The organism is Paenibacillus albiflavus, assembly GCF_004344915.1.
In the GTDB taxonomy this organism is placed as follows: Bacteria; Bacillota; Bacilli; order Paenibacillales; family NBRC-103111; genus Paenibacillus_AM; species Paenibacillus_AM albiflavus.
In genome coordinates this window covers 39,252-51,433 of record NZ_SKFG01000011.1, presented here as the reverse complement: position 1 = coordinate 51,433, position 12,182 = coordinate 39,252, and the positions used below count along the sequence as shown (strand labels likewise).

Annotated in this window: 12 protein-coding genes; 1 reads left to right on the top strand and 11 read right to left on the bottom strand. The window is 45.4% G+C overall.

What is annotated here, in order from left to right; translation table 11 throughout:
- Nucleotides 1-296 precede the first annotated feature (296 nt).
- From E0485_RS12595 to spoIIID, 11 genes are all read right to left on the bottom strand, one after another.
- Nucleotides 297-1,067 carry a WecB/TagA/CpsF family glycosyltransferase gene (locus tag E0485_RS12595; RefSeq protein WP_132418408.1) on the bottom strand — a complete coding sequence of 257 codons (771 nt, stop codon included), beginning with the start codon at nt 1,065-1,067 and terminating at the stop codon, nt 297-299.
- A 17-nt stretch (nt 1,068-1,084) separates the two neighbouring features.
- Nucleotides 1,085-2,254: a polysaccharide pyruvyl transferase CsaB gene (gene csaB, locus E0485_RS12590; RefSeq protein WP_132418407.1), complete on the bottom strand. Its 1,170-nt coding sequence runs from the start codon at nt 2,252-2,254 to the stop codon at nt 1,085-1,087.
- Nucleotides 2,227-4,290, bottom strand: coding sequence for a DUF5693 family protein (locus E0485_RS12585; protein WP_132418406.1), 2,064 nt, complete (start codon nt 4,288-4,290; stop codon nt 2,227-2,229). The genes csaB and E0485_RS12585 overlap by 28 nt, the downstream gene beginning before the upstream one ends.
- A 192-nt stretch (nt 4,291-4,482) precedes the next feature.
- Nucleotides 4,483-6,192 carry a phospho-sugar mutase gene (locus tag E0485_RS12580; protein ID WP_132418405.1) on the bottom strand — a complete coding sequence of 570 codons (1,710 nt, stop codon included), beginning with the start codon at nt 6,190-6,192 and terminating at the stop codon, nt 4,483-4,485.
- A 48-nt stretch (nt 6,193-6,240) separates the two neighbouring features.
- The gene (gene fabZ, locus E0485_RS12575; protein ID WP_132418404.1) at nt 6,241-6,672 is read right to left on the bottom strand and encodes a 3-hydroxyacyl-ACP dehydratase FabZ; all 432 of its coding nucleotides are present in this window, start codon (nt 6,670-6,672) and stop codon (nt 6,241-6,243) included.
- Nucleotides 6,673-6,677: 5 nt separating this feature from the next.
- Nucleotides 6,678-7,193 (bottom strand): CDP-alcohol phosphatidyltransferase family protein, encoded by a 516-nt coding sequence (locus E0485_RS12570; RefSeq protein ID WP_132418403.1) that lies wholly within the window; start codon nt 7,191-7,193, stop codon nt 6,678-6,680.
- A 186-nt stretch (nt 7,194-7,379) separates the two neighbouring features.
- The gene (locus E0485_RS12565) at nt 7,380-7,688 is read right to left on the bottom strand and encodes a DNA-directed RNA polymerase subunit beta (protein ID WP_235857554.1); all 309 of its coding nucleotides are present in this window, start codon (nt 7,686-7,688) and stop codon (nt 7,380-7,382) included.
- Nucleotides 7,689-7,695: 7 nt separating this feature from the next.
- Entirely contained in the window at nt 7,696-8,574 is an 879-nt protein-coding gene (locus E0485_RS12560; RefSeq protein WP_132418402.1) for a flagellar hook-basal body protein, read from the bottom strand.
- A gap of 10 nt (nt 8,575-8,584) precedes the next feature.
- The gene (locus E0485_RS12555; RefSeq protein WP_132418401.1) at nt 8,585-9,502 is read right to left on the bottom strand and encodes a flagellar hook-basal body protein; all 918 of its coding nucleotides are present in this window, start codon (nt 9,500-9,502) and stop codon (nt 8,585-8,587) included.
- A 68-nt stretch (nt 9,503-9,570) separates the two neighbouring features.
- Nucleotides 9,571-10,572, bottom strand: a complete 1,002-nt coding sequence (gene mreB / locus E0485_RS12550; RefSeq protein WP_132418400.1) for a rod shape-determining protein — start codon at nt 10,570-10,572, stop codon at nt 9,571-9,573.
- A gap of 161 nt (nt 10,573-10,733) precedes the next feature.
- Nucleotides 10,734-11,024, bottom strand: a complete 291-nt coding sequence (spoIIID, locus tag E0485_RS12545) for a sporulation transcriptional regulator SpoIIID (protein WP_132418399.1) — start codon at nt 11,022-11,024, stop codon at nt 10,734-10,736.
- Between the two features lie 392 nt (nt 11,025-11,416).
- On the opposite strand from spoIIID, the gene E0485_RS12540 reads away from it, so the two are divergent.
- The gene (locus E0485_RS12540; RefSeq protein WP_132418398.1) at nt 11,417-12,088 is read left to right on the top strand and encodes a PDDEXK family nuclease; all 672 of its coding nucleotides are present in this window, start codon (nt 11,417-11,419) and stop codon (nt 12,086-12,088) included.
- The last annotated feature ends 94 nt before the right edge of the window (nt 12,089-12,182 follow it).

Here is a 12,182-nt window from a genome sequence, read left to right as displayed (position 1 = left end):
TTTCACAAAATAACAGGCTAGAGTCGTTTCTTACGTTCCTACATCGAATTTAGAATTTAACAATAATCGATTCTATTATCATTGTAATGATGGACTAATGATATTTCAATTTTTACACCAAGTAGAAACGATTTCACCGTCTGTGAGGACGGATGTGTTTCTTAAGGTATTATCTAGAATTTATGACACAAAAGTTATAAATTCAATAATACGAACAAATTATACTCTGTATGTAAAATAAATACCACTAGCATTTTTGGCGCAAAAAGACGTTTTTCAGGCGATAATGAGTTAAATTACCTTGGTTTAAGCACTTTATCTCGCTCACGAATCACTTTAAGCGCAAATTTTGGCAAGACAAGCATTCTTGGGAAGCGTTTAGGCTCCTGCAATAAACGATACAACCATTCCAAACGGAGACGTTGAAAAAGTTTCGGCGCACGCTTCAACTTACCAGACAATATATCGAACGTACCTCCGACTCCCATCATCACAGGAACACCAAGCTCTTGCTTATACTTCGCAATCCAAGGGTCCTGCTTATCAGTTGAACGTCCAACGAGCAGAATATCAGGCTCTGTCGCACGAATCGCTGCAATCACAGACTGATCTTCCTCCTCTGAGAAAAAGCCGTTGCGATAACCAACAATTCGAATAGCAGGATGATTCGATTGCAGTTTAGCCGCCGCAGCCTCGATCACTTCATCCGAGGCACCGAGCATGTAGACTCTCCAGCGCTTTAGCTCTCCGACCTTCATCAGCTCATTGACAAGTTCTATCCCGGGAACGCGTTCCTGTACAGGCTGGCCTATATAATTAGCAGCCCAAACTACACCTGTACCATCAGGAACGATAAGCTCTGAGGCTTGCAGGTCTTTGTAGAACTGAGCGTTATCCAGCGCAGCCATCAAGATGATGGGATTTATCGTCACGACCTGATGCGGTACATGCTCCTCAATGGCAGACGTTAGAAACCTGACGGTTTCTTTCATGTTCATTTTGGATATAGGTACGCCGTACATTGGAACCGTCGGATAAGGTTTAGCCAAGCTTTGATTATCATTCATTTGCAATATCGCATCCTTTAGAGCTTTAGACGTAAGTAGTTGATAATTTGTTGCGCAGGCTGCTGCGCCTGCGCTTTGAGATTGTCGATGGCGGTCATCTTTTGCGACCGCCACTTGTCCCGAGCAGCGAGCAGCTCAAGCACATGCTCGCTCAGCTTCTCCGCATCGATGCTGCGCGTCGATGCGGCAGGCTCCATGCCCAGGCGGTGCATAAAATGATCGATCTTCGGATCATACGATATGCCAACCATGGGCACATGCTGCGATGCGGCGTAAATCAACGAATGCAGCCGCATCCCGATCACAAGATCGCAGGAGGCTACCTCTGCGATCATATCCTGCGGATGAGTAATCCCACGGGCGATTGTGACGCTGCTAGGTGCGACCGCGGCTGCGGCAGCACCTGCGCCGCCGTCACCGCCCGCGGTCTGCGCCATCCGCGCAGCCACATACTCCGACGCTTCTTCGTCCATCGGAAGGTGGAACGGCAGCAGTCGTATGCTCACGGCTGCTGCCGATACGCGGCGCAAGCAATCCGCGAGCGCCGCGAGCTCACTGCGGTCCGCCTCCCAGGGGCGGACCGAGACGCCGATCACGGGCTGATCGGCCGAAGAGGCAGCGTCTGCTGCCTCTCTCGATCCCGATGCCCGGAGCGGCAAGCCCAACACCGGATCGGGTACCACCTCGATCCGCTCTGTTTTGACGCCCATCTGCACCAGCAGTTGGGCGGATTCTTCGTCGCGCACGGAGATGTAAGCGCACTTTGACATCGTAGATCGAATCCACGGCCAGAACATCTGCTTGTTCACAGGGCCAATACCTTGCGAGTATATAAACGTCGGCTTCCTGAGCCACTGCGCAAGCTTGAGGATCGCTAGATAGTACGGTATCGTTCTAGAGCTTGTGGCATCTTGCAGCAGCGAGCCGCCGCCAGAGATTAATCCACTGCTTTCGCGCAAAGCACCAAGCACGGCTCCGATCTTCATACGCGGAACTGCACGCACGCCATACATTTCGGTTGTGCGGGCAGGATTCCCGGATAGCACAATTGGTTCGACCTTAATCCCTTGCTGCTGACCTTGTTCTTCCAATGCAAACAGGATCGATTGCAGAACTGCTTCATCCCCACTATTATCAAAACCGTAGTAACCCGATATGACTATTCTCTGAATAACGGTGCTCCCCAACGTTTCCAACTCCTAGTGATTATTTCCCATGCTGCAATAAAGACAAGACCGATGATTAAACCGAATACGAGACCGTATACAACACGAAGTCCTGAGATTTGGAGCGGTGTGTGTAAATGCGCGAACGTATCAACAATCGATAGCTGTCCGATTACACCACCAATCATGAGATAAATCGCATTCTTGTACTTAAATGCCAAGTATGCACCTAACAGGAAGACAGGATGTGCGAACAAGAATTCTTTGTTCCGCGGTCTTGCACCTAGGAAATCTTCCAAGAAAGCACGGAGCATACGCTCTAGGTTAGAAGCTGATCCTTCATTGCCTGTACGTGACAGATAGAACCAGATCATGACGCCACCGAGCGCTGCAAGTATAATCCAAATTACACTGATACGATAGTTCAATATCCCTTTGAAATTCTCCCAACGCTTTGCATACGTTACATCATCACTAAAGAGCAAGATGTAAATACCAATTAGCAGAATCGGCATCAAGTGCAGCATTGAGACACCGCGGAATTGCTCAAGCACCAAGAAATATTTCGTTTGATTCAGCAGCGCAACGAGATAAGCAGCACCGATTATAGAAATAACAGATGTGCGAACGACTAACCAAATACCAAATACAACACCTGCATTCTTGTTAGCCAAATTCACTCGGTTCGCGGTTTTAATCGCCAGAATCATGGCAACAGTCGGTGCCGCTATGGATGCTGCCAGCGCAAGCCCTGAAGAATATAGCGAATCCGATAGGACATTCAGTCCTGCTGCACCAATAACTCCGATAATATAGATAAGCAGCGTCAATTCAGGTATAAAATAAGAGAACATCAGCGCAATTAATGCGACTCCGCCAAGTAGAAGTAAATACGGCGCAATTTTTTGCCATACATCAGTAAAAGAAGTTTTCTCCACCTGGAACGGCTCTGCCGGACCAAAAGTGAAGCCCGCTTGTTCAATCCGCTCCATCGCTCCGTCTGGACCTTCCAAAGCCTTGTAGATCGCCTCAAGCGGTTGATCCACTTGCTTCTTCTCAAGACTCTTTGAAACTTTCGCATTCAAGTAGATCATACGGATATTGCGGTCTTTAACCGCCAGCACAAAACGATCCGCTGCCGCATCAATCAAGCCCTCTAGATCGCCTTTGGTCATCGGCGTCATGAACTTCTCTGTGTCTTTCTCAGTAAATGAATGCAAACGTACAACGTTGTAGTTGATCGCATTCGCTAGTTTATTAAAGCCTTTTTGTGGCTCCTTTAGCATTTCAATTGTCGCTAGACCGATATCATACTTACGAAGCTTGTCCGCCATTTGCAGAAGATCATCATCATCCCCCGTAAATCCAGGAACGGCATCGGAATCCACAACAATGCGGCTTACTCCATAATTATTATGCAGGTTTCCAAGCAGGGTATCCATACGATGCTTATCAAAAGGACGTTTATTCGACATACGGACAACTAAATTGAAGCCCTTGTCTTTCAAAGCTTGCATAGTAATAGGATCTGGGTCCATCGGACGCAGCAAGGCATCATCCATGGCCATTTCGATAATTAAGCCTTTGCGATCACCATATGCCCAAGGTGAAACCTGAACTCCGAAATCTTCCGTAAACGATTGTCTAATAATCGGCTCCAGCTTGTTCTGCGCCTCTTGATTATTGAACAAAATATACGTGAAGTTGTTGTTGACAGGTATTGCTGTCTGCGTAAGCAGCATCGCTTCATGCGGTGTGAATACGTCGATGCGTCTCGCCATCTTTAACTCATTCAACGTCGATTCAAATACAGACATCGAAGTGATGCCGACATTCTTCATTCTGTCCAGATGCTCGTTCACGAACTGATCTGGCTTAGGCTGCGTATCCGAAATCTCCTGCAAGGAACGATAGTTAAATACAAGTTCAACATTGTTCGTTGATGTTTCGGTGTGCTCGCGCATGAATGCCAGAGGCATTGCCGCCACTAATCCAATAATGACAAGCCACCATAGGATAGGACGTATCCTCTGATTCCATGACTTATATAATTTCATTGTTCATACTCGCTCCTTTATATTCCATCCTCATGTTTCCCATTGTACATCTTTTTGGTATTTGCTTGCAAAAACATGAAGAATGATTAAATCTCCCGAATTAGGTCGGCTATGTTGTAATACCGCAAACGAAAACCTCTCAAGCTGCTTCGCGCACCAAGAGAGGCCACTTTCGATCCGTGTGAAACTGTTTTACTTATCTACACGTTCCATTACCGATTGAACAACTGCATTCAGACGCTCTGTAGCATCAGTACTCGTTGTACCTTTTACGGCAAAATAGAACTTGATCTTCGGCTCTGTACCCGATGGTCTTAAACAAATCCATGATCCGTCAACAAGCTTGCACTTGATGACATTCTCATGCGGCAATCCATATAGTCCTTGCTGAAAATCCTCTACTTCGCTTACCGCAATGCCTGCGATATCTGCTGGAGGCGTTAGGCGCCATTCTTCCATAATGGAGCGAATGCGTTCCACACCCTCAATCCCCTTCATTGTGCGGGATTCAAGTTTCTCCAAATAATAGCCATGCTGCTCATACAGCTCGTTCAGAACATCTACAAGCGTCTTGCCCTGCGATTTATAATAAGCTGCTGCTTCACTAATAAGTAAACATGCAACAACTGCGTCTTTATCACGCGCATGCATACCTGCCAGATAGCCGTAGCTTTCTTCGTAACCAAAAAGGAAGGTCTTCTCCCCGGTTTGAGCGAATTTCGTCATCAGCTCACCGATATATTTGAAGCCTGTTAATGTGTTCAAGGTTTGAGCACCGTATGAGCTTGCAATCGCTTGACCCAAGTCGCTCGTTACGATTGTCTTAATGACAGCGCCATTCGTTGGCAGCTCGCCTCGTTCTTTCATCGCTTCAAGTATATAGTTCATCATGAGCGCACCTGATTGGTTGCCAGTCAAGATCTGATAATCGCCCTTCTTGTCCTTAACAATCGCACCCATTCGATCACAATCAGGATCTGTTCCAATAATCAAATCAGCGTCATACGCTTTGGCTGTTTCAAGTGCGAGCGTGAACGCTGCGCGTTCTTCTGGATTCGGAGATGCTACGGTTGAGAACATGGGATCAGGAAGCTCTTGCTGTGCTACGACCTTCACAGCTTCAAAGCCCGCAGCAGCTAGCGTATTGCGCACAGAATGATTCCCGGCTCCATGAAGCGGTGTGTAGACAACACGGAAGTTCTCGCCCATTGCCTTTGCCACTTCTGGACGCTGCCGAACAGCCAGCACCGCATTTACAAATCTGCGATCTGTCGCTTCGCCAATCCACTCCAGCAATCCTTGTGCCTCAGCCTCTTCGCGAGACAGCTTGGTAACATCCTTAAAGCTATCGATCGATAGAATTTGAGCCGTTACGGCGCCTGCACCCTCAGTTGTTAGCTGACCGCCATCTGGACCATAGACTTTATAGCCATTATATTCAGGTGGATTATGACTCGCCGTAACAACAATCCCTGCTGACGCATGAAGATCACGCACTGCAAAAGACAGTTCAGGTGTTGGACGAAGGTCATCGAACAAATAAGCCTTAATTCCATTGCCAGCAAGCACAAGTGCTGCCTCTAAGGAGAACTCCTTGGCGTTATGACGGGAATCATGCGCGATCACAACAGATGGCACATCTGTCGATTTCGCTTGGCTCGCCTGTTCTAACACATAATTAGCGAGTCCCTGTGTTGCTTTGCCAATCGTATACTGATTTAGACGATTCGTGCCGGCACCCATTACCCCACGCAAACCACCTGTGCCGAATTCAAGATCTTTATAGAAGCGATCTTCGATTTCTTTGGGTGAGCCTGCAATCGCCTGTAATTCTGATTTCGTTGCATCGTCTACTGCTGGATCATTTAGCCATAGTTCATATAGAGTTTGTACGCGTGTCATGGTTGGTAATCATCCTCTCCATATCCAATTATGAAATGATATCAAGATTTACTGTTTGTCCGATAATGCGAACATAAGCTCGCCTTCAGCAACAACCTTCCCATCTACGGATGCAACAGCTTTGCCTTTGCCGATCGTTCCCTTCATGCGCGTAATTTCCATTTCTAAGCGAAGTGTATCGCCAGGGAAAACTTGGCCCCGCCAACGGAAATTATCAACGCCAGCGAAGAATCCAAGTTTGCCACGATTCTCTTCTTTCATTAGCATGGCAACTGTACCCACCTGCGCAAGTGCCTCAACGATCAGCACACCCGGCATTACAGGATATCCTGGGAAATGTCCGACAAAGAACGGCTCGTTCATCGTTACATTTTTGATACCGACTGCTCGTACCCCTTCTTCTACTTCCAAAATGCGATCGATTAGCAGAAATGGTGGGCGATGCGGAATAATTTCTTGAATTTGTGTAATGTTCAGCATAGTGTTCATTCTCCTTTAATTCTATTCAGTGTGTTGAATTGAAATACATAAACAAATGACGTAATAAATGAAAAAGCAATAATAAACCACAAATATGTAATTGCAAATGAAACTTCAAAAATAATAAACAATATCGCTAAGTAATAAAGCACGGTTGTTAGCTTGCCCAGGACATTCGCTGGAACGGTCTTTTTACCTCTAAAATGGAAAAAGGCTGAGCCTACAATCATTCCTACATCCCGAATGAACATGGCTCCCGCCGCAGCCCATGGAATCATGCCCGAAATGAGCAACGACACGATTACTGCAATCATCATCAGTTTATCAGCAAGCGGATCTAGCATGGATCCAACAACTGTAACTTGTTTGTGTGTTCTAGCATAATGACCATCCGCGATATCGGTTAATCCTGCTAAAGCCAAAATAAAAAATGACGTTTTCACATATCCCCCAAAGAAACATAGAAGAAATACAGGAATAAGGATAAACCTACTCAATGTTAACGCGTTTGGTATATTCAACAACTCTCTCCCCCGATCAATACCATGTGTATCGATAACCGCCTGTCACCTATTATACATATCTATACAATGAGAATAAACATTTTTACCTTTATTTCCTAGAGAGTTCCCTGATTATTTCAAGCCTATCACGTCCAGCAACATAAAATAAAACTCCCCGAAGGGAGTTTATGCTCTGCACCAAGTTTATTTTTCTGCAAAAATGAGATCGAATAAGTGCTTCCACGTCTCCAGATGGAAAATTTCGCTGCTTGGCTGCTTACCCAGCTTCGAGTACCCCACCCATAGTCCCACGAATATAGCAACAATAAATAGAGCAGGGACAAACAAGATTCTGAGAATACGAAGCGTAACCCTTAGCCACTTGGGTCTAGAGGATTTAGTTGGTTTCTTCTTCTGTTGTCCTGCGCCAGACGGGTCTGCAGGTCGATTAGGCTGCGGTTTCCTGTCTGGACCTATTGGTCTATATCCTTGCACGTGCTCATTATTCATCATATCACCATTAACCACGTAGATTATTTGCTAGTCCCATCATCGTATCTGCATTAGAAAGTGCTCTCGAACTTAATTGGAATGCTCGCTGCACCATAATTAAGTCTGTCATTTCATCCGCGATGTTCACATTAGACTGCTCCAAAAAGCCTTGCTTCAATGTAATCTTATTCGGATGATCATCCACTAATGCCACTGAATCTTGAAGTACATTATCTGTAATCCATGTAGTAGGATCCTGACCAGCCGGTACAGCCACATCATACAAGCCATCACCTAATTCCGTCAATAGCTGAGGACGTGTAACATGGACAAGCTTAATTTGTCCCAAGTCAACCGGGGCAGCTCCTGGATCTGTATCATCATAAGCCGTCACATAGCCTGTCTCGCTTATCACAAGGCGATGATTGTTCGGTACATAGATGGATTGATCATCTGTGTTCCGTACAGCATGTCCATCCTTCGTTGCGAGAACAGCATTGCCGTCTTTATCTATCGAAATATTAAAAGAACCATTTCTTGTCCATACAGGCTTCACAATCTCATTGCCTGCATCATCTATCGTATTGATGCCAATCTCAATCAAGCCTTGACCTTGGATTGCTACATCAAGTGGGTTGTCCGTTTGCTTGAACGAGCCTTGCGTCATGTCTAGTGACATTCCTGTCAATCTAGCACCCCAGCCCATGTTATAGCCAAGTGGCGTCATACGACCTGGCAGACTAAAATCCTTGGATTGATTCTGAACACTTGTCAGGACATCTTGAAATGAAACTTGATTCTTCTTATAACCAACCGTATCTACGTTCGCAACATTATTGGATAGAACATCAAGTCTCTGCTGCAAACCTTGCATTGAAACGGATGCGGCTACTACTGAACGATTCATATGCTACCTCCTAGACCCGACCAACCTCATTGACGGCTTTTTCCAGACTTTTATCATAGTACTGAATCATCTTCTGATTCGCTTCATAGTTTCTCATCGCTGACATCAGATCAATCATGGATTGCGTACTGTCCACGTTCGAGCGTTCGATGAATCCTTGGCGCACTTCCACATTATCGAGCGGATTATTTGGGTCAATTGCAACAAGTGTCGCTTGATCCTCTGGATTGATTGTATATAGTCCATTTCCTTCAAGCAGCATCCGATTCGGGTCCTGCGCTTTCATAATAAGCAGGCTTAATGGATCACCATTAGCGTTCACAATAGGATTGCCTTCGTGATCAACGAAAGCTCCGCTTGCTGTTACCCTAAAATCACTAATCGCTTCACCATTCGCATCTGTTAGCACGATAGGTTGTCCATCATTGCCTAACACGCGATTGCCATCTAAAGTGACAAGTTCTCTATTCTCGTTCGCTGTGAATTTACCATTCAATGTGTAACGCTGCTCACCTTGTCCATTCAATACAGCAAAAAATGGCTGTGGCTGAAACGTACGCGTACCATTTGCATCGATATTTTGACCTGTCGCATCAAAAATCATTGGATTGCCCGCAGCATCATTCACACCAAGATTCGATACAAGAGCAAAATCATACGGGTTATACGTTTCTTGCAAATCACCCTGAACATGAAGAGATACACTCTCTTCGCCAAATACACCATTGTACATATTCCCGATGAACGGTGAAGGACCCTGTTGATCCGTTCCCATCGCTGCAATCATCATTTCTGGAAACGAGCGCTGCACCGTAGTTGCTTGTTTAAAGCCTGGTGTATTCATATTGGCAATATTATTCGTTATCGTATCATGTCTGCGCTGCTGCGTTAACATTCCAGCTGCAGCCGTATATAAACCTCTTAGCATGCTATTCCACCCCGAACTTCCTTAAGTTAGAACACTACTTACTTTATCGGAAGCAGCAAGCCGATCTATTAGATCAACTTACGTTTGGATACTTTATCTAAATTGTCCAGCATGATTCCTGTTCCTTTAACAACGCAGAACATAGGGTCATCTGCAACAATAATAGGCACTTTTAGTTCGTCCGTCAGCAATTGATCCAAGCCATGCAATAATGCACCGCCACCTGTCAGAATCACACCGCGATCAATAATATCCGCTGATAATTCTGGAGGTGTACGCTCAAGTACAGACTTTGCCGCTGCAACGATTGTTGAAATCGAGTCAAACAAAGCTTCATAAATCTCAGATGAATGAATACTAATCGTAAGTGGCAGTCCAGACACCATATCGCGACCGCGAATATCCATTTCCGCGCTTCTTGCATTTGGATAAACTGTTCCGATATTGACCTTGATATCTTCTGCTGTCCGCTCACCGATTAATAGCTTATATTTATTCTTCACATACTTTGCGATAGCCGCATCGAACTTGTCCCCTGCAACTTTAACAGAAGAGGAGGTAACGATGTCGCCCATTGATAAAACAGCGATATCCGTCGTTCCTCCGCCAATATCCACTACCATATTTCCGCTCGGTTGGAAAATGTCCATTCCGGCTCCAATTGCGGCTGCCTTCGGCTCTTCTTCCATGAAAACTTCCTTCGCGCCGCAATGCTCAGCAGCTTCGCGAATCGCTTTCTGTTCCACAGAGGTTATGTTCGTGGGTGCACAAATAAGAATTCTCGGCGATGAGAACCATGACTTGCCCCCAACTTTCTGAATGAAGTATTTGAGCATTGCTTCTGTTACATCAAAATCAGCAATAACTCCATCCTTCAGTGGTCTTATGGCTACGATGTTGCCTGGAGTTCTGCCAACCATCTTACGCGCATCTTCTCCAACCGCGAGCACACGTTTGGTCTCGCTTTCAAGTGCAACCACTGAAGGTTCATCCAGAACGACTCCGCGTCCTTTCACATGAATCAGAACGTTCGCCGTGCCAAGATCAATACCAATATCTTTATTTAACATCCAAAATTATCCTCCCTAACAAATCGTCCGCAAAAAAGAGTCAAAATTCATAATCGCATCACTTTTAATTATAAGCTAAATTCGCTGGAAAAACACTAAATCCTCTTTTTTTATCTAAATCGACAAAATTCATTTGGGCAGGAGAAAACAGTTTGCCTTCCTTAAGCTTTAACCGAGACAAGCGGTTCCGTATTACGGGTATTCTTCGTCTTACGATACTTGATTTTCGTTGCTTCTCCTCCCCTTAAATGTCGGATCGATTTGTGGTATTCCAATATCAGCTTTACTTGGTTGGCCAGATCCGGATTGATCTCTGGAAGCCGCTCCGTCAAATCCTTGTGCACCGTGCTTTTCGAGACCCCGAATTCTTTCGCGATCGTTCGAACCGTATTTTTCGTTTCCACAATGCAAGTTCCGATCTTGATGGTCCGTTCCTTGATGTAATCGTGCACTCCTCTCGCCTCCCTACTCGAGTTAGATTGGTACATTATATGAGGGGCAAGGGCTAATATTCTTTGTATACAAGCCTGACAAGCTAATTCTGTACAAAAATATGGAAAATGGGGTGTTCCTCGTATTGATTTATCTGATTTGAGATAGGCTTGCTTGCCTTGTATATTGCGCGATTAGAGCCTATAACATCTTGCTGAATATCCGATGAAGGTATCTTTCCAATGAGCCAACATTGCACTATTGCAACCTATAGCGTCATATCATTGATGGCATCTTGCCAATAAGCCAACATTGCACTATGATGAGCTTATCGGAGTGAAGCACACCCCGCTGCCTAGCAGCTTGGTGTGCTTTTTTGCGTCTATGTTTTTTTATAATGGGAGGGTTGGAAGTGAGATTTGAAGTGTCAGAGTTCATTGAGAGGTTCGAGTTGCGTGCTAGTCAAGCCGGCCAGCATCGTAATAGAATAGGCAAATCCGAAATTGCATTTTTGGAAAATGTATGGGGACCCGCATTTAACTATGATTTTAGCGGTTTAGAGCCTGAGTATTTACTCAAAGACTTTGCGAATAGCACGCGATTTGCAGATTTTGTCTATATCAAAAATGGCATTCGACTATTAATTGAGATTGATGGATTCCACACCCATGCACGCGATCTATCTCTCAAAGAGTTTGATGATCATTTGATGAGACAGAATGATCTCGTTCTGCAGGGTTGGATCATCCTCCGTTTCTCTCCTAATCTAGTGGACAAGCACCCCATGTTGTGCCAAAGCCGAATCACGCAAGCGATCGGATACTGGTGGGCTAATCGCAATAAGCAGGTTGATTTACAAGAAGCCGAAGTATGGACTTATCGTCAGAAACTAGTTACTGATCTAGCTCAGCGATACGACGGTGTATTGCGGACCAACGATATTATGACCTACTTCAATATATCCCTTCGTACTGCACGTAACTGGATGGTGCGTTTTGCAGAGGGCGGCCTATTTGTGCCAATACAGCCTAATAAGAAAATAGTCGCTTATCAGCTTAGGGGTTACAAGAGCATCCGGAAATGATCGGGGCGTTAAACTGCTGGGCAGAGTTTGCAGGTGCCACCCAATTGTGCTATCTTACACCTACCAACCGTGCTTCCAGGCGCGATGTGGCAAC